Below are 21,549 nucleotides of genomic sequence, written 5' to 3' on the forward strand. Positions count from 1 at the left end.
TCGTGTTGTTATTATTTCATTATTGCTTATTTCAATGTGCCGCTTGCCATACCTTGAGGGCGTCGACCGTTTCGGCGACGTCGTGCACGCGGACGATCACCGCCCCGTGCGCCACCGCCGCCAGCGCGCCGCCGACGCTGCCGGCCATGCGCTGCTCGACCGGTTTGCCCGTCACCGCGCCGACCATCGATTTGCGCGACAAGCCCGCCAGCAACGGCATATCCAGTTCCGCAATCAACCGCCTTGTGGCCCTGAGTAAGGCGTAATTATGCTCCACCGTCTTCCCAAAGCCAAAGCCGGGATCGATGCACAATCGACGCGGATCAATTCCCGATGCGATCATGGCATCGATCCGTTCCCGCAAGAAAGCGATGACTTCGGCAACCACGTCGGTGTACGACGGCGCCAGCTGCATATGTTGCGGATCGGATTGCATGTGCATGATACACAGCGCGCAGTCGCTGTCGCGCACCGCCTCCAGCGCGCCCGGCGCGCGGAAGCCGTTGATGTCGTTGATCATGTCGACGCCGGCGATGATGGCTTCGCGCATCACCTGCGGCTTGTAGGTGTCGACCGAAATCGCCGGCCCCTGGTCGCGCAGCGCGTACAGCACCGGCATCACGCGGCGCAGCTCGTCTTCCAGCGGCAGCGGCGGCGCGCCAGGGCGGCTCGATTCGCCGCCGACGTCGATGATGTCGACACCGTCGATTATCATTTGCTCGGCGTGCGAGATGGCGAACTCCAGCGACTGGTAGTGGCCGCCGTCGGAAAACGAATCGGGGGTGACGTTAAGGATGCCCATCACGCGGGCGCGCGCGGCGTCGCCTTGCAAGGGGTAATTGAATCGGCCGAACTGTAATGTGGATCGCATGAAGAAAACGGGTGGGGGAATGAAAAAGGGCGAGGATTTCTCCTCACCCTTGTCTCTGCCAGCGGACCGTGCGGTCCACTGCTTAGGCTGGTGCCGTCACGCTGGGCGTCACGCCGGTGCCGCCGTCGCTAGGCGGCTGTTTGCGGATCGTCACACCAGGCTTCGGCGCGCGCGGCTCCAGGCCGGCCATGATGTCGTTGATCTGGTCCGCGTCGATGGTTTCCCATTCCAGCAGCGCCTTGGTCATGACCTCGACCTTGTCGCGGTTCGCTTCGAGCAGCGAGCGGGCCAGCTTGTACTGCTGGTCCAGGATGTTGCGGATCTCGGCGTCGACCATTTGCTGGGTCGCCTCGGAAATCGTCTTCGACGCGCCGCCGAAGAAGCCATCGTTCTGGCTGTCCTCGTAGACCATCACGCCCATCGCGTCGGACATGCCGAAGCGGGTCACCATCGAGCGGGCCACCTTGGTGGCGCGCGAGAAGTCGTTCGAAGCGCCGGTCGACATCTGGCCGACGAAGATTTCCTCGGCGATGCGGCCGCCGAACAGGATCGAAATCTCTTCGAGCATCTTGTCCTTGTAGCCCGAAATATTATCGTGCTCAGGCAGCTGCCAGGTCAGGCCCAACGCCCAGCCACGCGGCATGATCGTCACTTTGTGGACCGGATCGGCCTTCGGCAATAGCTTGGCGACAACCGCGTGGCCCGACTCGTGGTACGCGGTGTTGCGGCGCTCTTCCTCGCGGATGACCATCGACTTGCGCTCCGGACCCATGAAGATCTTGTCCTTGGCATCTTCGAAGTCGATCATGTCGACCAGGCGCTTGCTGCGGCGTGCCGCAAACAGTGCCGCTTCGTTGACCAGGTTGGCCAGGTCGGCGCCCGAGAAACCAGGGGTGCCACGGGCCAGGATGTCGGCCTTGACGTCGGTGCCGATCGGCACTTTGCGCATGTGCACGTTCAGGATCTGCTCGCGGCCGCGGATGTCCGGCAGGCCGACCGAGACTTGACGGTCGAAACGGCCCGGACGCAGCAGCGCTTTATCCAGCACGTCGGCGCGGTTGGTCGCGGCGACCACGATCACGCCGGACGACGCTTCAAAGCCGTCCATCTCGACCAGCAACTGGTTCAAGGTCTGTTCGCGTTCGTCGTTACCGCCGCCCATGCCGGCGCCACGGTGACGGCCGACCGCGTCGATCTCGTCGATGAAGATGATGCAAGGCGAATGCTTTTTGGCGTTCTCGAACATGTCGCGAACACGGCTGGCGCCGACGCCGACGAACATCTCGACGAAGTCCGAACCGGAGATCGAGAAGAACGGCACCTTGGCTTCGCCGGCGATGGCGCGCGCCAGCAGGGTTTTACCCGTGCCCGGTGGACCGACCATCAGCACGCCGCGTGGAATGCGGCCGCCCAGTTTCTGGAACTTGCTCGGATCCTTCAGGAAGTCGACGATCTCGTTGACTTCTTCCTTCGCTTCGTCGCAACCGGCGACGTCGGCGAAGGTGACCGTGTTGTTCGTCTCGTCCATCATGCGCGCCTTCGACTTGCCGAAGGAGAACGCGCCGCCCTTGCCGCCGCCCTGCATCTGCCGCATGAAGAAGATCCATACGCCGATCAACAACAGCATCGGGAACCACGACACGAACACTTGCTGCAGGAACGATGGCTCCTCGGGTGGTTTCACGTCGAAACGGATGCCGTTGTCGCGCAGGTCGCCGACCAGGCCGCGATCGAGGATCGTGGCGGTGGTGCGGACCTTGGTGTCATCGGTGCGGGTCGCGGTGATGTTGCCACCCTCGATCACGACATCCTTGATGCGCTTGGCTTTCACGTCATCCAGCAAATCGGAGTAAGCGATGGGTTTGGCGCCGCCTGCAACGCCATGGCTATCGAACTGCTTGTACAGCATGAGCAGGAGCAGTACGACGACTACCCAGATGGCTGATTTGGAAAACATGTTATTCACGAAAACTCCTTGGATGCGGGGCGCATCTTTTAACCTAGGGCTAGAAACCCGATTTTACTCGTAATAAGCAGGCGGTGCCAGAAGCCCACCCGTGCGCGGGGGTGTAAACCCAGCAGAAAGGCACATTATTTGATCAAATTCTGCTGCGGATCAAGACAAAAGTACGCTTCCTTGCTGGATGTGCGGCCCGTACGGTAAAAAACAAGAGCGATCAAGGACGGAATTGATCGGATTCGAGCGGTTGCGCCGACGCCATGCCGTCGGTGGGGTTTTTCAAACCACGGCCGAGCAGGAAAATCTCGGACGATTTGTCGCGGCTGGCTTTCGGTTTTTTCTGCACCACGGTTTTAAACTCTTGGCGAAACTTCAACACGATATCGTTAAAACCCATGTCCTTAAAACATTTGACCAGCAAGGAGCCACTAGGTTTCAAATGCGCCTGCGAGAATTCTATTGCCAGATCGATCAGATGTTCCATGCGCGCGGCGTCGGCGCTGGCGATGCCGGACAGGTTGGGCGCCATATCCGATAACACAACGTCAACTTTGCGACCCTTTACGAGATCTTCCAGTTGTTGCAACACCTCCGGCTCGCGGAAATCGCCCTGGATGAAATGGAAGTCGGCGATCGGCTCCATCGGCAGCATGTCGAGGCCGATCAGGGTGCCGTTGATGCCGCCGCCATCCTTGCCGGCCAGCTTGCGGCGCACGTATTGGCCCCAGCTGCCGGGAGTGCAGCCGAGGTCGACGATGACCTGGTCGGGCTTGATCAGGTGCTCGTCCTCGTCGATCTCCTTGAGCTTGAAAGCGGCGCGGGCGCGGTAGCCCTCTTTTTGCGCTAATTTCACGTAAGGGTCGTTAATGTGGTCGTGCAACCAGTTTTTGTTTAATTTCTTCTTCTTCATTCGCGTAGAATACTGCCTTTAAGGGAACCACTAAAAATATATTATGCAAAAACTTACACCCGTTGAGCGCAGCGCCCTGCGCGCCGAAGCTCACGCGCTGAAGCCCATCGTTCTGATCGGCGAAGCGGGATTGACCGCCAACGTCCTCAAGGAAATCGCCTTGGGCCTCGATTCGCACGGCCTGATCAAGGTTCGCGTGTTCGGCGACGACCGCGAAGCCCGCGCCGCCATGTACGACACCATCTGCGAGCAACTCGACGCCGCGCCGGTGCAACACATCGGCAAGCTGCTGGTCCTGTACCGCCCGAAAGTGGAAACCACGAAGGAACGCTCGACGTCCGGCAAGGGCCTGCGCGAAGTGACCATCGTCAAGCCCAGCCCGAGCGGCACCAAACGTCCGTCCGTGACCAAGGTGCTGTTGAAAGGGAATGAACGCGTGACCCAAGGCGGCAACATCAAGCGCGCCAAGCCACAGCAGAAATCCTCGAAGAAGAGCGCTCTGGGTTCGAAATAAACCCGGGCATCGTCCTTTCCCCGGCGGGGAAAGGACGAAAATCAGTAACTACTGCTTGATCACCAGCCACGCGGCCAGCAAACTCTGCACCAAAAACAGACCGCTGGAAATGCCGTGCAGGATGCCGAACTCGTTCTTGGCAGCCGACTCCATCACACCGCCCGGCCCGGCCGCGGCACGCAACGCGCCCATCATCGGCTGCAGGCCGAAGTGCGACACCAGCGTACACCCCAGCATCACCAGGATCACTGCCATCAACGTGCGGCGCGACTTGACCTCGGAGTTGCGGGCCGAACCGGCGAAGATTCCGGCCGTCTCGGTGCCCTTGCTCACCCACACCAGCACCAGCATGATCGCCGCGCAGGCCATGGACAGCCACGCGAGGTTGTTGAAGAGGCTGGCGGCAATCGTGCCTGCCAGCACGCGGTCGGCCAAGGTGGCGAACAAGGTCGGGGCGGCCAGATAGCCGATCGCCCACAAACTGCCCGCCCACAAGGTCGCGACCAGCAAACGGATACGCGCAAGTAGCATCAGATGTAACGCACTTCCAGAATTTCGTATTCGCGCGGGCCCGACGGCGCCTGCACTTCCACCACGTCGCCGGCGGACTTGCCGATCAGCGCGCGGGCGATCGGCGAGGTCACCGACACTTTGCTCAATTTCAAATCCGCCTCGTCCAGGCCGACGATCTGGTAGGTCACTTTCGCGCCCGATTCCAGGTCTTCCAGATCGACGGTCGATGCGAACACGACGCGGCCTTCGGCGTCCAGGGTGGTCGGATCGATGATCTGCGCGGCGCTCAGCTTACCTTCCAATTCCGCGATGCGGCCTTCGACGAACGCTTGGCGTTCCTTGGCGGCATCGTACTCGGCGTTTTCAGACAGGTCGCCATGGGAACGCGCTTCAGCAATCGCGTCGATCACGATACGGCGTTCTTTGGTCTTCAACTGGTGCAACTCTTCTTTCAAGAGCTCGGCGCCGTACTTGGTAAGTGGAACTGAAGTCATGTTGTTTATTTACTCTGGTTTTACAATGGAAAACCACAGAGGCCACGCCAACTGCAGCGCGAGCTCTGTGGTTCAAAAGTACTGCTAAGCCTTAGTGTAAGGTTTTATGCAGCCCTTGTAAATCGTACACTTGCAGTTCGTCCAAATGACGAATGCCCTCGACCGCCGCTTCGGCGCCGGCGATGGTGGTGTACGTCGTCACGCGCGAGGCCAGCGACGAGGTGCGGATCGCGCGCGAGTCGGTGATGGCGTTGCGCTTCTCTTCGACGGTGTTGATCACCAGGACGATCTCGTGGTTCTTGATCATGTCGACGATGTGCGGACGGCCCTCGACCACCTTGTTGACCGCGGTCACCGGAATGCCGGCGGCCGAGATCACGGCGGCGGTGCCCTTGGTGGCCACCAGCGAGAAGCCGATCTCCACCAGGTCGCGCGCCACTTTCACGGCGCGCGGCTTGTCGGACGATTTCACCGACAGGAACACCTTGCCCGACTTCGGCAGCTTGACGCCGGCGCCCATCTGCGATTTGACGAAGGCTTCGCCGAAGGTCTTGCCGACGCCCATGACTTCACCGGTCGACTTCATCTCGGGTCCGAGGATGGTGTCGACGCCGGGGAATTTCACGAACGGGAACACGGCTTCCTTGACGCTGTAGTAAGGCGGCACGACTTCGGTCGTGATGCCCTGCTGCGCCAGGGTCTGGCCGACCATGCAGCGCGCCGCAATCTTGGCCAGTTGCAGGCCGGTCGCCTTGGACACGAATGGCACCGTGCGCGAGGCGCGCGGATTCACTTCCAGCACGTAGACCACGTCCTTCGATTCGCCATCCACATCCTGCTTCTGGATGGCGAACTGCACGTTCATCAGGCCGACCACGTTCAGGCCCTTGGCCATCAGCGAGGTTTGACGCTTCAGTTCATCGATGGTTTCCTGCGCCAGCGAGTACGGTGGCAGCGAGCATGCCGAGTCGCCCGAGTGGACGCCGGCTTGTTCGATGTGTTCCATCACGCCGCCGATGAAGGTGGTCTCGCCGTCGGAGATGCAATCGACGTCGCACTCGATGGCGTCGTTCAGGAAGCGGTCCAGCAGCACCGGCGAATCGTGCGATACCTTGACCGCTTCGCGCATGTAGCGTTCCAGGTCGCGCTGCTCGTGAACGATTTCCATCGCGCGTCCGCCCAGCACGTACGAAGGACGCACCACCAGCGGGTAGCCGATTTCCTGCGCCAGCGCCAGGGCATCGGCCTCGGTGCGCGCGGTGCGGTTAGGCGGCTGGCGCAGGTCCAGCTTTTGCAGCATCTTCTGGAAACGCTCGCGGTCTTCGGCGGCGTCGATCATGTCCGGCGAGGTGCCGACGATCGGCACGCCGTTGGCTTCCAGGTCCAGCGCCAGTTTCAACGGAGTCTGACCGCCGTATTGGACGATCACGCCGACCGGCTTTTCCAGGTCGACGATTTCCAGCACATCTTCCAGGGTCAGCGACTCGAAGTACAGACGGTCGGAGGTATCGTAGTCGGTCGACACGGTCTCCGGATTGCAGTTGACCATGATGGTCTCGTAGCCGTCTTCGCGCATCGCCAGCGCCGCGTGTACGCAGCAGTAATCGAATTCGATACCCTGGCCGATACGGTTCGGGCCACCGCCCAGCACCATGATCTTCTTTTTGTCGGTCGGATTGGACTCGCACTCTTCATCGTAGGTCGAGTACATGTACGCGGTGTTGGTCGAGAACTCGGCCGCGCAGGTGTCGACGCGCTTGTACACCGGACGGATGTTGAGCTCATGGCGACGGGCGCGCACGGCCTTGGCATCGGTCTGCAGCAGGAAGGCCAGACGGCGGTCCGAGAATCCTTTTTGCTTCAGCTTGTACAGCACGGTCTTGTCCAGCTGTTCCAGCTTCTGCGTGTCCATCCACAGTTCCAGGTCGACGATCTCTTTAATCTGGATCAGGAACCATGGGTCGATCTTGGTCAGCTGGTGCACTTCTTCCAGCGTGAAGCCCTGGGCGAACGCGTCGCCCACGTACCAGATACGCTCCGGACCCGGCTCGCCCAGTTCCTCTTCGATCTTCTCGCGGTCCTTGGTTTTCTCGTTCAGGCCATCGACGCCCACTTCCAGGCCGCGCAAGGCTTTCTGGAACGATTCCTGGAAGGTGCGGCCGATCGCCATCACTTCGCCGACGGATTTCATCTGCGTGGTCAGGTGGTGGTCGGCGGTCGGGAACTTCTCGAACGTGAAGCGCGGGATCTTGGTGACGACGTAGTCGATCGAAGGCTCGAACGAGGCCGGGGTCGCGCCGCCGGTGATCTCGTTGCGCAGCTCATCCAGGGTGAAGCCCACGGCCAGCTTGGCCGCCACTTTGGCGATCGGGAAGCCGGTGGCCTTGGAGGCCAACGCCGACGAACGCGATACGCGCGGATTCATTTCGATGACGATCATGCGGCCGTCGGCAGGGTTGATCGAGAACTGCACGTTCGAACCGCCGGTGTCTACGCCGATCTCACGCAGCACCGCCAGCGAGGCGTTGCGCATGATCTGGTATTCCTTGTCGGTCAGGGTCTGCGCCGGCGCCACGGTGATCGAGTCGCCGGTGTGCACGCCCATCGGGTCCAGGTTTTCGATCGAGCAGATGATGATGCAGTTGTCCGCCTTGTCGCGCACCACTTCCATCTCGTACTCTTTCCAGCCCAGCAGCGATTCCTCGATCAGCAGCTCGTTGGTCGGCGATGCTTCCAGGCCGCGTTTGCAGATCGCTTCGAATTCTTCTTCGTTGTAGGCGATGCCGCCGCCGCTGCCGCCCATCGTGAACGATGGACGGATGATGGTCGGGAAGCCGACGTCGCGCTGCACGGCCCACGCCTCGTCCAGCGAGTGCGCAACACCCGAGCGTGCCGAACCCAGGCCGATCTTGGTCATCGCGTCCTTGAACTTGGAGCGGTCCTCGGCCTTGTCGATGGCTTCCGGCGTGGCGCCGATCAGCTCCACCTTGTACTTGTCCAGGATGCCGTGGCGATGCAGGTCCAGCGCGCAGTTCAGCGCCGTCTGGCCCCCCATGGTCGGCAGGATCGCGTCCGGCTTTTCCTTGGCAATGATTTTCTCGACGACTTGCCAGGTGATTGGCTCGATGTAGGTGACATCGGCCATTTCAGGGTCGGTCATGATGGTCGCCGGATTGCTGTTGACCAGGATGACTTTGTAGCCTTCTTCGCGCAGGGCCTTGCAGGCCTGTGCGCCGGAATAATCGAACTCGCAAGCCTGGCCGATAATGATCGGACCAGCGCCAATAATCAGAATACTTTTAATGTCTGTACGTTTAGGCATCTTATTTTTTCTCCGTTGCTTCCATCATGCCGATGAAGCGGTCAAACAGGTAAGCGACGTCAGTCGGGCCGGGCGAAGCTTCAGGGTGGCCCTGGAAGCAGAACGCCGGTTTGTCGGTGCGGGCAAAGCCCTGCAGCGAGCCGTCGAACAACGAGCTATGGGTTACGCGGGTGTTGGCCGGCAAGGTCGCGGCGTCCACGGCGAAACCGTGGTTCTGCGAGGTGATCATCACCTTCTTGCTGTCCAGGTCCTGCACCGGGTGGTTGGCGCCGTGGTGGCCGAACTTCATCTTCAGCGTTTTCGCGCCGGAGGCCAGTGCCATGATCTGGTGGCCCAGGCAAATGCCGAACACCGGGATGCCTTTGTCGATCAATTCCTTGGTGGCCTGGATCGCGTAGTCGCATGGCTCAGGATCGCCGGGACCGTTCGACAGGAACACGCCGTCCGGATTCAGGGCCAGGGCGTCGGCGGCGGTGGCTTGCGCCGGCAGCACGGTTACTTTGCAGCCGCGTTCCACCAGCATGCGCAGGATGTTGCGCTTGACGCCGTAGTCGTAGGCGACCACGTGGAACTTAGGCGCCGCGAGTTTGCCGTAGCCATCGCCCAGCTTCCATTCCGCTTCGGTGAACTCGTAGGCGGTCTTGGTCGAGACGACTTTGGCCAGGTCCATGCCGGCCAGGCCGGGGAAGGAACGGGCCAGTTCCAGCGCTTGCGCGGTGGACGGCTCGTTGCCCTGGGTGCCGACCAGGATGGCGCCGGATTGGGCGCCTTTTTCGCGCAGGATGCGGGTCAGTTTGCGGGTGTCGATACCGGCGATGGCGACGATGTTCTCGGCCTTCAGGTAATCGGCCAGCGACTGGGTGGAGCGGAAGTTCGACGCCATCAGCGGCAGGTCACGGATGATTAGGCCGGCCGCGTGGACTTTGGAGGACTCGACGTCTTCTGGATTGACGCCGGTGTTGCCGATGTGTGGATACGTCAGCGTGACGATCTGGCGGCAATAGCTGGGATCGGTCAGGATTTCCTGATAGCCGGTCATGGAGGTATTGAAAACGACTTCGCCGGTGGTGTGGCCGGCAGCGCCGATTGAAAAACCTTTAAAAATGGTTCCGTCGGCGAGGGCCAGTATGGCTGGAACGGCGGGGCCAGAAAAAAATGGCGGCAAGGGTAACTCCTGATAAAGTTACCGTAGCTGCGCCACGTCAGACGACCGTCGTGTACCCAAGGCCGTCGCAGGCCGGGGTGGAAGGTCAGATTGAATATGGAGTGAGTGGTGGTCGGCTACGGTAGGGTGAGATTGGCTAAACCTTTGAATTATAACCAAATCCACCCTGCTTGGCAATGGAGAGGCACCGAAATCCCGGCAAAAAAAATCGCCCTGAGCGGACGATTTCTTTTCCTTGCCAGATCAGCATGTAACACTCCGGGGTCAGGTCCACTATTTCTACACGGGCTGATCCGTGGGCCAGTTCACGCCATCCGCGAGCCGTCACAAAGCATGCATTTGCACCCCAGCGCCGAGCCCGTGTAGAAATGGTGGACCTGACCCCGGAGCTTAATTCAGCGCGGCGATGCCGGCCTTGGCGACTTGCGCGTCTTCCGCTGATTTGACACCTGAAACGCCGACAGCACCAATGATGTGGCCGTCAACGATGATCGGCACGCCGCCTTCGAGCATGCCGTCGGTCTGCGGCGCCGGCGCGCTCAGGAACGAGACGCGGCCATTGTTGATCATGTCTTCATAAATCTTCGATTCGCGGCGGCCCAGCGCCGACACGCGCGCCTTGGCCGGCGCGATGTGCGACGACAACGGCGCGGCGCCATCCTGGCGTTGCAGCCACAGCAGGTGGCCGCCGTCATCGACGATGGCGATCACGACCGCCCATTTGTTGGCGACAGCCTCGGCTTCAGCGGCGGCGGCGATTTTCTTGACGTCGGCAAGCGACAGATACGGTTTGGTTTGCATGGTTTTTCCTTGGTTATTGCTTATTGTCGTAACGGTAATATAGAGGATGCGCTAAAGCCTAAGGCTTGCGCCGCGCTTCGAGTTTCTGTTTGATCTGCGGCATCACCAGCGCGGCGGCCTGCTCGCCCGCCAGGATCGCCTGGTTGCGGCCGGCGAAGTCGTTGCCGGCCATCTTGCCCAGGCTCGGCGCGATGACGATGTCGGCGTCCTTCAATTCATACTGGTTGATGCGCTGGCCCATGATGCTGAAGGTCTGCATGATCACGTCGACCGAACTAACGGTCGCCTGCACGTCGGCCTGTGTGGAGATATTGACGGCGATAACAAAGTCCGCCCCCATGTCGCGCGCGAAACGCACCGGCACCGGCGCCACCAACCCGCCGTCGACATAGGAGCGGCCGCTAATCGTCACCGGCTGGAACACGCCCGGCACCGACGACGATGCCCGCACCGCCATGCCGGTATTCCCGCGCTGGAAAAGAATCGGCTGGCCGGTCTTCAAATCCGTCGCCACGGCGCCGAACGACACCTTCAGCTTCTCCATCGGCTGGTTGTTGACCGCCTTGTTGACGTAAGCCTGTAGCGCCTCCCCTTTCAACACACCGGTACTTTTGCCGAACAGCGGCATGGCCCAATCGGAGATCGCCGCTTCGTCCATGTCGAAGGCGAGTTTTTGCAGCTGGAAGCCGGTGTTCCCGGCCGCGTACAGCGCGCCGACCACGCTGCCGGCGCTGGTGCCGACCACGATATCCGGATAAATCCCCTGCGCCTCGAGCGCCTTGATCACGCCGATGTGGGCGAAGCCGCGCGCGGCGCCACCGCCCAGCGCCAGGCCGATTTTGATTTTGCGCGGCGGTAGCGGCTCCGGCACGGCGATCGGCTGGGCCGGCGTTTCAATCACTGGCGTGGTCTTGCAGCCGACGATGGCGGTGGCGGCAAAGATGGCTAGAGCGGCAAGGGTAAGACGGCGTAGTTGCATGTGTTGGTATAGTGGCTATAGTGGCTGATTTGGCGCAGCAGATTGTAACTGAATAGGCCCAAACGACGCCAAACGCGCACGCATTTGAGTGAAAGCCGCATGTGGATTGGTCGATAATCTCACTACCCTCGTTTTGCAAGGCACTCCATGTTCCGCCTCCTCGCCATCGCCCTCCTTTGCGTCTCCACCTGCGCCAGCGGCATCCTCAACGCGGCCGAATCGCGCGACCTTTCGGGCGAGTGGCGTTTCGCCTTGGACCGCAACGACGAAGGCGAGAGCCAGGCCTGGTTCGCGCGCGACCTGAAGGACGGCATCGCCCTCCCCGGCATCCTCCAGGCACAGGGTTACGGCGACGACATCACCGCCAAAACGCCTTGGGTGCTGTCGCTGTACGATAAGAACTGGGACCAGCGCGAAGACTACAAAACCCACACCGCCGCCGGCAACGTCAAGGTCCCCTTCCTGTCGCAGCCGCCCAAGCACTACCTCGGCGCCGCCTGGTACCAGCGCGACATCGACGTGCCGGCCGCCTGGCGCGGCAAGCGCGTCGCCCTGTTCCTGGAACGTCCGCGCTGGGGCTCCACCTTGTGGCTCGACGAGCGCAAGGTCGGCAGCAATCTGAGTCTGGTGGCCGAACACGAATACGATCTGGGCCTGCTGGCGCCGGGACCGCATCGGATCTCCATCCGCGTCGACAACCGCATGCTGATGGCCTACCGGCCCGACGCCCACAGCGTGTCCGATTCGCTCGGCATGAGCTGGAACGGCATCGTCGGCAAAATGGAGCTGCGCGCCACCTCGCCGGTATGGCTGGACGACGCCCAGGTCTATCCGGACGTGAAGAGCAAAACGGCACGCGTCAAAATCAGCATCGGCAATGCCGGCGGCCGCGCCGGCAGCGGCACCGTCACCGCCAACGGCGTCGCGCACAAGGTCAAATGGAGCGCGCAAGGCGGCAGCGCCGAGATCAAGGTGCGCTTCCCGGCGAACACCCAAACCTGGGATGAGTTCAACCCCGCGCTGCAGAACCTCCGACTCCAGCTCAAGGGTGCCGGCGCCGCCGACACGCGCGACGTCAGCTTCGGCTTCGCGCAGATCGCTGCCAAGGGCAATCAGTTCATGCTGAACGGCCGCACGCTGTTTTTGCGCGGCACGCATCACGGCGGCGACTTTCCGCTGACCGGCTATCCGCCAACCGACGTCGCCTACTGGCGCAAGATCATCCAGATCAACAAGGACTGGGGCATCAACCACATACGCTTCCACTCCTTCTGCCCACCGGAGGCGGCGTTCCAGGCCGCCGATGAACTGGGCGTTTACCTGCAACCGGAACCGGGCATGTGGAACGAGATATCGCCGGGCACCGCGATGGACAAGATGCTGTATGAAGAGACCGGGCGCATGATCAAAGCCTACGGCAATCATCCATCCTTCATTCTGCTCAGCCCCGCCAACGAGCCGAAAGGCCGCTGGAAAGAAGCCTTCGACGCCTGGATCGCCCACTACCGCAAGGCCGATCCGCGCCGGCTCTACTCCAACGGCACCGGCCACACTGAAAAGGAAGTTCCCGGCCTGGCCGACGGCACCGATTTCCTGTCGATGCAGCGCATCGGCCCCAAGCCACTGCGCGGAGAAAAAGGCTGGTTCGGCCGCGACTACGGCGCCTCGCTGGCCGGCGTCAACGTGCCGGTGGTGTCGCACGAAACGGGCCAGTGGGCGGCTTATCCCGACTACGACGTCATCCGCAAATTCAGGGGTTATCTGCGGCCGGGGAACTACGAGATTTTCCGTGACTCGCTGGCGCGCCACGGCATGGCGGCCCGCAACAAGGACTTCGCCTGGGCTTCTGGCAAATTCCAGGTCCAGGCCTACAAGGAGGAAATCGAAGCGAACCTGCGCACGCCCGGCTTGATGGGCTACCAACTGCTCGACCTGCACGACTATCTGGGCCAGGGCACGGCGCTGGTCGGCATTCTGGACACGTTCTGGGAGCCCAAAGGCTATGCGACCGCCGAGGAGTTCCGGCGCTTCAATGGCCAGACGGTGCCGCTGGCGCGCCTGCTCAAACGCACCTACGGCACCAACGAAACGCTGACGGCGGACGTGGAGATCGCCCACTTCGGCGCCGCCGCGCTGACCGATGCGCAGCCCTGGTGGAAGCTGATCGACGCCACCGGCCGCGTCGCCGCCGGCGGCGAATTCGCACGCCGGACGATCGACATCGGCAAGAACATCCCGCTCGGACAAATCCGGTTGCCCCTCAAGGATCTGGCGGCGCCGCAGGCGTACCGGCTGCAGGTCGGCGTCGGCGCCGGCATCGAACCGCTGGCTGAAAACGACTGGAACATCTGGCTCTATCCCGCCAACATCACCGCGCCGGAACCGGCCGACGTACTGGTTACGCACCACTGGGCGGCCGCCGAAGCCGCCCTTGCGGCCGGTGGCAAGGTGCTGTTCCTGCCGCTGGCGTCGGATCTGGACTGGAGCGGCCCGCCGCTCGACAGCGTGCCGGTATTCTGGAACCGTCTGATGAATCCCGCCTGGAGCCGCACGCTCGGTCTCTGGATCGACAACAAGCATCCGGCGCTGACGCAGTTCCCCACCGACCGCTTCAACGACTGGCAATGGTCGGAGCTGATCAAAGGCGCGCGCACGATCAACCTGGACAAGCTGCCACCGGCGCTGCAACCGATCGTGCAACCGGTCGATGACTGGAACCGCAACTTCAAACTGGGTTTGCTGCTGGAGGCGAAAGTCGGCAACGGCCGGCTGATGGTCGCCAGTCCGGACCTAGAGACCAACCTGGATCAGCGTATCGTCGCGCGCCAGTTGCGCAAATCGGTGCTCGACTACATGGCCAGCGACAGCTTCAATCCGCAAATGGCCATCAGCGCCGCCGACGTGCGCAAGGCGCTGTTCGATACGCTGGTGATGAAGAAGCTGGGCGCCAAGGCCAGCGGCGGAAACAACCCGGCCAACGCCATCGACGGCGATCCGAACACCTTCTGGACCGCCGGCACGCAGGCGGCTGTGCGCACGCCGCAGACCTTGACGCTGAGCTTTCCAGCCCCTGCATCCTTCTCCGGCTTGCTGCTGATGCCGCGCCAGAACCATCGAGACCACGAAGGCGATGTACGCGACTACCTGATCGAAGCCAGCGACGATGGCGACACCTGGAAGGAGATCAAACGCGGCGCGTTGGTTTCAACCTACGATCAGCAGCGCATCGAATTCGGCAAGAACGTCAGCGCGCGCCGGCTACGTTTCACCGCGCTCAGTGGCTTCGGCAGCGACAACACCGCCGCCATCGCCGAACTGGCGCTGCTCTACACCGGCCCGGCGCTGCCGGAAAACGGCGGTGCGGTAACGTATCAGCGCGTGCGGTCGGCGTCGAGCGACATCGATGAAAACATCGCGCCGGCGGCTAAAAAACCCGAATAATCGTACGAAAACGTAGGGCGGATTAGGCGGAACGCCGTAATCCGCCATCGATGCGCCGTCAAACCGTATCCCCCTTCCAATTAAGGGTTCAGACACGCCTCGATCGACAATTCCAGCAACGGGAAATGCCCCGTCGGCAGCGTATGCACGGCGGCCTGCGGGAACACTTCCTTCCAGATCGCACAATCGACCACCGGATCGATCATCGGATCGAACTCGCCGAAAATCACCGACACCGGCCCCTGATACGGGCTGCGCACCGGCTCCGGCGGGCTGGCGGCGAAATCGTCCGACGTCGCCACCGACGACGGGCCGTCGAACACGCCGGGCTGCTGCAGCAGATAGGCGAACACCTGCGGCTCATCCCCCGAGTTCGGACCGAAGTACAGCGACGTCACATTCGGCAGCAGCCACAACGCGCCCATCACGTCCCAGAAGCGCGCGCGGCCCGGCGCGGCCTCGTAGTCCGCCAGCGCCGCCACCAGATTGCCGGCGTTGGCGTCTTGCGCGTGCAGCGCCAGGCCGTGCCGCGCCAGGCGCAGCGCGGCCTCCTCCGGATTGAAGGTCGGCGCCAGCAGCACGATGCGGGCGATCGATTCCGGCATCTGGCGCGCCAGGTGCACCGCCAGATGGGCGCCAAAGGAGCTGGCCATGATCGTCATCGGCCCGCCCAGCATGTCGACGCTGAGCCGGAACTCGGCCAAGGTCGCGGCCAGCAAATCCTGGTACGGGCGCGTGGCGCAGGACACGGCCGACGGCTGCTGCCACCAGTGCACGTTGTCGGCGTCCGGATAGCGCTGGCGCTCGAACGCCGTGCCGAGACCCGGCCCGCCATGCAAATAGAATATCGTTGGTGGCTGCACTCGGTGATCCTCCAGGTTAGTGGGTTGGTTGGTATCCAAATCGTTGACTTCATTGTAATCTGCCGTCAACATCTGAGGATGAAAAAATATCTGCTGGCGCTCGCCCTCCCCTTGTTTATCTCCACCGCCTGCCAAGCCGCCGCGCTCTCGCCGCGCGGCCAGGCCGCCGTCGTCAACGAATTGCTGGCCGACCGGCTGGACAACCTGCTGCCGGGGATGATGGAGCAGACCGGCATCGACATGTGGGTGCTGGTCTCGCGCGAGTACAACGAGGACCCGGTGCTCAAAACCATGCTGCCGGCAGAATGGCTCAACGCCCGCCGTCGCACGATCATTGTGTTTTACCGCGATCCGGTCAAAAAGACGGTGGAAAAGCTGGCGGTGGCGCGCTACGCGGTCGGCAAAAGCATCGCCGCCGCCTGGGACATGAAGAAATTCCCCGACCAGTGGGAGGCGCTGGCCGACATCATCAAAACCCGCAATCCGGCCAAGATAGCACTGAACACCTCGCGCAATTTCGGCCACGCCGACGGCATCGACCATACCGACTACGTAGAACTGCTGCAGGCGCTGCCGGCCGAGGCCAGGCAAAAGGTCGTCTCGGCCGAGCCGTTGGCGATCCGCTGGCTCGAAACGCGCAGCGAGCGCGAAGTGCAGATCTACCCGCAACTGGTCAACGCCACCCACAGGATCATCGACGAAGGCTTTTCCGAGCGCGTCATCACGCCGGGCATCACCACCACCGACGACGTGGTGTGGTGGTTTCGCCAGAAGATCCGCGATCTCGGTTATGACACCTGGTTCCACCCGTCGGTGGAAATCCAGCGCGCCGGCAAAGGCCTGGCCGATCCGACCGTGATCATCCCCGGCGACCTGCTGCACGTCGATATCGGCATCACCTACCTGCGCCTGAACACCGACGTGCAGCAGCACGCATACGTCCTCAAACCGGGCGAGAACGCCGCGCCGGCGGCACTGACGCAGGCCTTCGGCCAAGCCAACCGGTTGCAGGACATCCTGCTGGCGCAATTCAAGGAGGGACGCACCGGCAACCAGATGCTGGCCGGGGCGCTGGCGCAGGCGCGCGCCGAGGGCATCAAACCGACCATTTACAGCCATCCGCTGGGGTACCACGGCCACGCCGCCGGCCCGGCCATCGGCATGTGGGACATGCAAAACGGCGTGCCGGGTAGCGGCGACGAGGCGTTGCGCCACCGCACCGCCTATTCGATCGAACTGAGCGCGGCGTCGGTTTTGCCGGGCTGGCCGGCGCCGGTGAATATCATGTTGGAAGAGGACGCGCTCTTCGACGAGTCGGGCATCCGATACCTGGACGGCCGGCAAAAATCCATGTATTTGATCCCGCGTGCCGCTGGCGGCGCGGCTCCCGTCAATTGAGCAACAGATAGCATGAGTTGACTCCGCAAAACGAATAATGCCGGCAGGCTCTGGTGTGTCAATTTTTCTGCACACCTGAGAGAATATCGCTTCCGGCGTCCGGCCAAAGCGCCAGGATCGTCTCACATTTCGGCCGCTATTTGAATGAGGAGATCAACATGAATTCGTTTGTGGAAACCATATCGCCAGCAGCAAAAAATCACATCGAGGCACGTATCGCTTACTTTAACGATGTGTCGCTTGCCATGGTGCAGACGATGCGCGAACTTGCAGAAGTGAACCTGCAGTTCAGCCGCAGCTGGATGCAGGATTCCACGCAAATGCTGCAAACGGCAATGCTGACGCCGCCCACCGAGCGCGCCGATGCCAGCCCGTCCGTCGAGGCGGTCGCGCAGAAACTGCAGACCTATCAACAGCAACTGGTGAAGATCACCAGCGACTTCCAGACCAACATCAACCAGGTCGCGCAGCAGCACGTGCCGCAGACGGCGCGTACGGCCACCGAGCTGGCCGACGTGGTGACCCAAAAGGCCGCGGCACAGACCGACCAGCAACTGCGCATGCAGAAAGCCGCCGGCAAGGAAATCCTCGACCAGGCCACCCAGTTCGCCCAGGTCGCGTCGCAGAACCGCGCGATGCAGCAGCCGGCATCGATGCAAAGCGACGAAAACAAAGGCAACAAGAGCTAAGCCGTAGGGCGGATTAGCGTAGCGTAATCCGCCAAGCTCCGTCGGCGGCTCATGGCGGATTACGCGCTGCGCGCTAATCCGCCCTACAAAATCTCACAAAAACCGGTCCGGAATATCCTGCACAAACGGATACATCGAGAAATACGGTTTCGCCTCCTCCAACACCTGCTTGAACGATGGCCGCATCACCAGCCGCTCGAAGTACGCCTGCAACTGGCTGTACTCCTCCGGGAACGGCAAGATCGTGCTGGCGTAGAACAGCGCCGGCGCCGCCGCGCAGTCGGCCATGCTGAAGTCGTCGCCGCACATCCATATCCTGCTCGTCATGCGTTTTTCGATCATCTTGTAGGCCGTCTTGAGCTTGGTGCGCTCCTTGGTCTGGTCGCACTGCAATCCGGTCAGGTGGCCGTTGACGATGGTTTGCATCGGCTCCTGCACATAGTTATCGAAGAAGCGGTCCCACAGGCGCACATCCAGCGCCGCGTCCCAGTCGGCCGGAATCAGCGGCTTCTCCCCGGGGAAGTAGCGGTCCAGATACTCGATGATGACCGAGGTCTCGGGCACGTCGCGGGTGCGCTCATGGTCGCGGATGACGGGAAACTTGCACGGCGGCCACATCGCCTGCAGTTCGGCGCGGTCGCTCTCCTCCCCCAGATTGATGATGCGCTTGTCGAACGGCGTGCCGTTCTCGTAGAGCGCGATCAGCACCTTGTGGCAGAACGAGGCCAGCGGATGGTAGTAAAGGGTCAAAGACATGTCAGCTCCTGGGTGCCGGCATCGCCACGCGATACCTGAGAATTCAGCAAATGATACTTCAGCCAAGCCGATAGCGGCGGACCGCAAATGTTGCCACACTTCAGCCCGTTCCGAGCCGGGCAATCACGCACCGGCGGACCTCGAACCACCACTGACAGGATAACCACCATGCGCCACGCCATCAAACTCAAGCTCGCCTTCGCCCTGACCACCTTGTGCGCCCTCGGCGCCAACAGCAGCGCCGCCGACGCGCCCGACGGCGACAGCCTGATGGTGGGCCTGGGCGCGGCCTGGGTGCCGGAATACGCCGGCAGCGACGACAGCCGCGTGGTGCCGGTGCCTTTCCTGGAACGCAGCTACGCCAACGGCTTCTTCATCAGCACCCGGCGCGGCCTGGGCTACCAAACCAACGTCGGCGCGGTCAACCTGAGCGGCGCGCTGACCTACGGCGGCGCGCGCGACGAGAAAAAACGCACCTTCGCCGCCGGTTCCGACGCGCTGCGGGGCATGGGCGACATCGACGGCGGCTTGCAGGCCGTGCTGACGGCCAGCTACCAGCTCGGCAAGGTCGGCCTGAGCGTCGGCACCACGCAAGCCGTCGGCAAGCGCGAGAACGGCTCCACCTACACGCTCGGCGCCTCGGTGCCGCTGTACAGCGGCACCGACGACCAGGTCAGCCTGGGCGGCTCGGCAGTCTACGGCGACAACAAGCACATGCAAACCTACTTCGGCGTCACCGGCGCGCAAAGCGCGCGCTCAGGTTACAAGGCCTACCAGGCCAAGTCCGGCTTCGAGGCCGTCAGCGCCGCCGTCAGCTGGGACCACGTGATCGACAAACGCTGGTCGGCCCATACCGCCGTCGGCTTCACGCGACTGCTGGGTGACGCCGCCGACAGCCCGCTGACCAAGCGCAAGACCACGCCGATGGTGATGACGGGTATCAGCTACAAGTTTTGATCGGGGTTGCCCAGGTGATATTATTGCGCGAAGTTAAATACCTCTCGCCATGATCTCCGACACCACCATCGCCACTTATATCCTGCTTGCCGCCGCGATTTGCGCCGCGTGGGCCAAACCGGTCACCCTCGGACGCGTGAGCGTCGCGCCGTGGATGGCGTTCTTTGCCGCCGCGCTCGTGTTGGGCATGGCGGCCGGGGTGCTGCGGTCGCCGGCCATCGTCGCGCTGGTGGCGCTGACCGGCACGGCCTATATGACGGCACGCGCGCCGCAGCGCTCTGTGCGCGTGATTTTCGGTGTGGTCACGGCGGTGTTGGCACTGGCGCTGGCGATCCACAAACTGCCCGGCTTTAACAACGCGGTCGTGATCGACGCCGTCACGATCTCACCCGGCGCGGCGCCGTTCACGCAGTATGCCAACTTCGACAAAGGCGCGGTCGGTCTGATTTTGCTGGCCTTCCTGTGCAGCCGGGCCCGTTCGTGGAAAGAGTTCGGGGGTGTGCTCAAGCAGTCGTTGCCGGTGCTGCTGGCCACTTTGGTGGCGGTGCTCGGCCTGGCCACGGCCGTCGGCGCGGTGCGTCCAGACCTCAAGCTGTCGCAGCTGACAATGCAGTTTATCGCCGTCAATCTGTTCTTCACCGTGGTGGCGGAGGAAGCCTTTTTCCGCGGCTTCCTCCAGCACCGCCTGGCCGCGTCGCTGGCGCGCTGGCGCTGCGGCAAGTGGATCGCGCTGGCCTGCTCGGCGCTGCTGTTCGGCCTGGTCCACCTGCCGGGCGGCGCGCCGTACGCGCTGCTGGCCACCATCGCCGGTTTCGGCTACGCCTACGCCTATCATGTGACGCAGCGCATTGAGGCGCCGATCTTCCTGCACATTGCGCTCAACGCCGCCCACTTCATCGCCTTCAGCTACCCCGCCCTGCGCTGAGATCGATTCTCCCTGTTGTTTTGAGCTTTACGTCGTGGCAAGCTACACTGGCTGTCTCGCACGTCAATGTTGGGCTTCAGGGAGAGCAGATATGGCCAAGACCGAATACGCATCGCACTATTCCGATGCCGGCTTCTGGAACAAGGTAAAGACCCACGCGAAAAGCGCCGGACAAAAAGTGCTCGAACAGGCGCTGAAGATGTATTACTCCGCCACCGACCCGGACACGCCGCTGTGGGCGAAGACGACCATCTACGGCGCGCTCGGCTATTTCATTTCGCCGATCGACGCGATACCGGACCTGCTGCCGGCCTTGGGCTATACCGACGATATCGGCGTGCTGATCGCTGCCGCCACCGCCGTGGCCGCGCACATCAAGGACGAGCATGTGCAGAAAGCACGGGACACGCTGAAACAATGGTTCGGCGACTAGTAAGCGACTAGTTTGAGTGACGCGGAAATCGTCGTGATGGATGGTGTTGCGGGGCCGCCAGTTAGGCTACAATTGGGCTCATTCAAATTTCTTCCGATCTTTTTTCATCCCCGTTGCAAGGAGCACGACATGAGTCCAGAGCACGACAGACGTCAGAGCCGCCCGCCGGAGACGTCGGAAACGGCCGGTTGGCATTCGTTGGAATTCATCGTCCGGCAAGCGCTGGAAGTCCAACGCGATATCGGCACGCCCAGCGCGGTCGAGTTTTTGCAAAGCATTAATATCAACCCGCAAGTCATCGCGCGCGTCCTCGCCCCCGACGCCAAGTTGCGCGAAGCGGACCAGTTGGCCCTGGCCAGCTCGGTCACCGTCTCCGACCTGCCGATTTCCACACCGGCCAACTACCTGCGTCGCAGCACGACCTGAAACCCATCCGCCAAACATGCCCGCCGGCGCCCCAAAATCGCCCGGCGGCATGCATCAAAGTAGGTAAGAAGCATTGACACACGATAGCCCTTAATTTAGGCTCGGAAAGCAGGCGCGTGCAGCCTGCCTCCG

Annotated in this window: 19 protein-coding genes; 8 read left to right on the forward strand and 11 right to left on the reverse strand. The window is 62.2% G+C overall.

Annotation, left to right across the window (positions count from 1 at the left end; translation table 11 throughout):
- Nucleotides 1-31: 31 nt before the first annotated feature.
- The 3 genes from folP to NHH73_20455 all read right to left on the reverse strand — a co-directional run bounded on the left by folP (nucleotide 32) and on the right by NHH73_20455 (nucleotide 3,741).
- Nucleotides 32-871 (reverse strand): dihydropteroate synthase, encoded by an 840-nt coding sequence (folP, locus tag NHH73_20445; protein ID USX24963.1) that lies wholly within the window; start codon nucleotides 869-871, stop codon nucleotides 32-34.
- A gap of 82 nt (nucleotides 872-953) precedes the next feature.
- A complete protein-coding gene (gene ftsH / locus NHH73_20450) occupies nucleotides 954-2,828 on the reverse strand; it encodes an ATP-dependent zinc metalloprotease FtsH (GenBank protein ID USX24964.1) in 1,875 nt (624 codons plus the stop codon).
- 220 nt (nucleotides 2,829-3,048) lie between these two features.
- A complete protein-coding gene (locus NHH73_20455; protein ID USX24965.1) occupies nucleotides 3,049-3,741 on the reverse strand; it encodes an RlmE family RNA methyltransferase in 693 nt (230 codons plus the stop codon).
- Nucleotides 3,742-3,784: 43 nt separating this feature from the next.
- On the opposite strand from NHH73_20455, the gene NHH73_20460 reads away from it, so the two are divergent.
- Entirely contained in the window at nucleotides 3,785-4,255 is a 471-nt protein-coding gene (locus NHH73_20460; protein ID USX24966.1) for a YhbY family RNA-binding protein, read from the forward strand.
- Between the two features lie 48 nt (nucleotides 4,256-4,303).
- Here the strand turns inward: NHH73_20460 and NHH73_20465 are convergent, their stop codons facing one another.
- From NHH73_20465 to NHH73_20490, 6 genes are all read right to left on the reverse strand, one after another.
- Complete coding sequence (locus NHH73_20465; GenBank protein USX24967.1) at nucleotides 4,304-4,786, reverse strand: DUF4149 domain-containing protein; 483 nt, start codon at nucleotides 4,784-4,786, stop codon at nucleotides 4,304-4,306.
- A complete protein-coding gene (gene greA / locus NHH73_20470; GenBank protein ID USX24968.1) occupies nucleotides 4,786-5,262 on the reverse strand; it encodes a transcription elongation factor GreA in 477 nt (158 codons plus the stop codon). The genes NHH73_20465 and greA overlap by 1 nt, the downstream gene beginning before the upstream one ends.
- Before the next feature lie 91 nt (nucleotides 5,263-5,353).
- Nucleotides 5,354-8,584, reverse strand: a complete 3,231-nt coding sequence (gene carB / locus NHH73_20475) for a carbamoyl-phosphate synthase large subunit (GenBank protein ID USX24969.1) — start codon at nucleotides 8,582-8,584, stop codon at nucleotides 5,354-5,356.
- Between the two features lies 1 nt (nucleotide 8,585).
- Nucleotides 8,586-9,749, reverse strand: a complete 1,164-nt coding sequence (gene carA / locus NHH73_20480) for a glutamine-hydrolyzing carbamoyl-phosphate synthase small subunit (protein ID USX24970.1) — start codon at nucleotides 9,747-9,749, stop codon at nucleotides 8,586-8,588.
- 390 nt (nucleotides 9,750-10,139) lie between these two features.
- Complete coding sequence (locus NHH73_20485) at nucleotides 10,140-10,550, reverse strand: heme-binding protein (GenBank protein ID USX24971.1); 411 nt, start codon at nucleotides 10,548-10,550, stop codon at nucleotides 10,140-10,142.
- A gap of 58 nt (nucleotides 10,551-10,608) precedes the next feature.
- Complete coding sequence (locus NHH73_20490) at nucleotides 10,609-11,529, reverse strand: patatin-like phospholipase family protein (GenBank protein ID USX24972.1); 921 nt, start codon at nucleotides 11,527-11,529, stop codon at nucleotides 10,609-10,611.
- Between the two features lie 147 nt (nucleotides 11,530-11,676).
- Between NHH73_20490 and NHH73_20495 the strand changes: the two genes are divergently transcribed.
- A complete protein-coding gene (locus NHH73_20495; GenBank protein USX24973.1) occupies nucleotides 11,677-14,970 on the forward strand; it encodes a discoidin domain-containing protein in 3,294 nt (1,097 codons plus the stop codon).
- A gap of 80 nt (nucleotides 14,971-15,050) precedes the next feature.
- Here the strand turns inward: NHH73_20495 and NHH73_20500 are convergent, their stop codons facing one another.
- Entirely contained in the window at nucleotides 15,051-15,833 is a 783-nt protein-coding gene (locus NHH73_20500; GenBank protein ID USX24974.1) for an alpha/beta hydrolase, read from the reverse strand.
- A 78-nt stretch (nucleotides 15,834-15,911) separates the two neighbouring features.
- On the opposite strand from NHH73_20500, the gene NHH73_20505 reads away from it, so the two are divergent.
- Nucleotides 15,912-17,231 (forward strand): aminopeptidase P family protein, encoded by a 1,320-nt coding sequence (locus tag NHH73_20505; GenBank protein ID USX24975.1) that lies wholly within the window; start codon nucleotides 15,912-15,914, stop codon nucleotides 17,229-17,231.
- 158 nt (nucleotides 17,232-17,389) lie between these two features.
- Nucleotides 17,390-17,920 carry a phasin family protein gene (locus NHH73_20510; GenBank protein USX24976.1) on the forward strand — a complete coding sequence of 177 codons (531 nt, stop codon included), beginning with the start codon at nucleotides 17,390-17,392 and terminating at the stop codon, nucleotides 17,918-17,920.
- 93 nt (nucleotides 17,921-18,013) lie between these two features.
- Here the strand turns inward: NHH73_20510 and NHH73_20515 are convergent, their stop codons facing one another.
- Nucleotides 18,014-18,676, reverse strand: coding sequence for a glutathione S-transferase family protein (locus NHH73_20515; protein USX24977.1), 663 nt, complete (start codon nucleotides 18,674-18,676; stop codon nucleotides 18,014-18,016).
- 168 nt (nucleotides 18,677-18,844) lie between these two features.
- Here NHH73_20515 and NHH73_20520 point away from each other — a divergent pair, with 168 nt between their 5' ends.
- From NHH73_20520 to NHH73_20535, 4 genes are all read left to right on the forward strand, one after another.
- The gene (locus NHH73_20520) at nucleotides 18,845-19,633 is read left to right on the forward strand and encodes a MipA/OmpV family protein (GenBank protein USX24978.1); all 789 of its coding nucleotides are present in this window, start codon (nucleotides 18,845-18,847) and stop codon (nucleotides 19,631-19,633) included.
- A gap of 49 nt (nucleotides 19,634-19,682) precedes the next feature.
- Nucleotides 19,683-20,558 (forward strand): CPBP family intramembrane metalloprotease, encoded by an 876-nt coding sequence (locus NHH73_20525; GenBank protein ID USX24979.1) that lies wholly within the window; start codon nucleotides 19,683-19,685, stop codon nucleotides 20,556-20,558.
- A gap of 91 nt (nucleotides 20,559-20,649) precedes the next feature.
- Nucleotides 20,650-20,991, forward strand: coding sequence for a YkvA family protein (locus tag NHH73_20530; GenBank protein USX24980.1), 342 nt, complete (start codon nucleotides 20,650-20,652; stop codon nucleotides 20,989-20,991).
- 129 nt (nucleotides 20,992-21,120) lie between these two features.
- Nucleotides 21,121-21,417 (forward strand): hypothetical protein, encoded by a 297-nt coding sequence (locus tag NHH73_20535; GenBank protein ID USX24981.1) that lies wholly within the window; start codon nucleotides 21,121-21,123, stop codon nucleotides 21,415-21,417.
- The last annotated feature ends 132 nt before the right edge of the window (nucleotides 21,418-21,549 follow it).

This window comes from Oxalobacteraceae bacterium OTU3CINTB1 (assembly GCA_024123955.1).
Taxonomy (GTDB): domain Bacteria; phylum Pseudomonadota; class Gammaproteobacteria; order Burkholderiales; family Burkholderiaceae_D; genus Rugamonas.

What these genes read in the sequence shown, in the direction of transcription:
- folP (USX24963.1), bottom strand. Translation starts at nt 871, where the DNA reads ATGCGATCCACATTACAGTTCGGCCGATTCAATTACCCCTTGCAAGGC.
- ftsH (USX24964.1), bottom strand. Translation starts at nt 2,828, where the DNA reads ATGTTTTCCAAATCAGCCATCTGGGTAGTCGTCGTACTGCTCCTGCTC.
- NHH73_20455 (USX24965.1), bottom strand. Translation starts at nt 3,741, where the DNA reads ATGAAGAAGAAGAAATTAAACAAAAACTGGTTGCACGACCACATTAAC.
- NHH73_20460 (USX24966.1), top strand. Translation starts at nt 3,785, where the DNA reads ATGCAAAAACTTACACCCGTTGAGCGCAGCGCCCTGCGCGCCGAAGCT.
- NHH73_20465 (USX24967.1), bottom strand. Translation starts at nt 4,786, where the DNA reads ATGCTACTTGCGCGTATCCGTTTGCTGGTCGCGACCTTGTGGGCGGGC.
- greA (USX24968.1), bottom strand. Translation starts at nt 5,262, where the DNA reads ATGACTTCAGTTCCACTTACCAAGTACGGCGCCGAGCTCTTGAAAGAA.
- carB (USX24969.1), bottom strand. Translation starts at nt 8,584, where the DNA reads ATGCCTAAACGTACAGACATTAAAAGTATTCTGATTATTGGCGCTGGT.
- NHH73_20485 (USX24971.1), bottom strand. Translation starts at nt 10,550, where the DNA reads ATGCAAACCAAACCGTATCTGTCGCTTGCCGACGTCAAGAAAATCGCC.
- NHH73_20490 (USX24972.1), bottom strand. Translation starts at nt 11,529, where the DNA reads ATGCAACTACGCCGTCTTACCCTTGCCGCTCTAGCCATCTTTGCCGCC.
- NHH73_20495 (USX24973.1), top strand. Translation starts at nt 11,677, where the DNA reads ATGTTCCGCCTCCTCGCCATCGCCCTCCTTTGCGTCTCCACCTGCGCC.
- NHH73_20505 (USX24975.1), top strand. Translation starts at nt 15,912, where the DNA reads ATGAAAAAATATCTGCTGGCGCTCGCCCTCCCCTTGTTTATCTCCACC.
- NHH73_20510 (USX24976.1), top strand. Translation starts at nt 17,390, where the DNA reads ATGAATTCGTTTGTGGAAACCATATCGCCAGCAGCAAAAAATCACATC.
- NHH73_20515 (USX24977.1), bottom strand. Translation starts at nt 18,676, where the DNA reads ATGTCTTTGACCCTTTACTACCATCCGCTGGCCTCGTTCTGCCACAAG.
- NHH73_20520 (USX24978.1), top strand. Translation starts at nt 18,845, where the DNA reads ATGCGCCACGCCATCAAACTCAAGCTCGCCTTCGCCCTGACCACCTTG.
- NHH73_20525 (USX24979.1), top strand. Translation starts at nt 19,683, where the DNA reads ATGATCTCCGACACCACCATCGCCACTTATATCCTGCTTGCCGCCGCG.
- NHH73_20530 (USX24980.1), top strand. Translation starts at nt 20,650, where the DNA reads ATGGCCAAGACCGAATACGCATCGCACTATTCCGATGCCGGCTTCTGG.
- NHH73_20535 (USX24981.1), top strand. Translation starts at nt 21,121, where the DNA reads ATGAGTCCAGAGCACGACAGACGTCAGAGCCGCCCGCCGGAGACGTCG.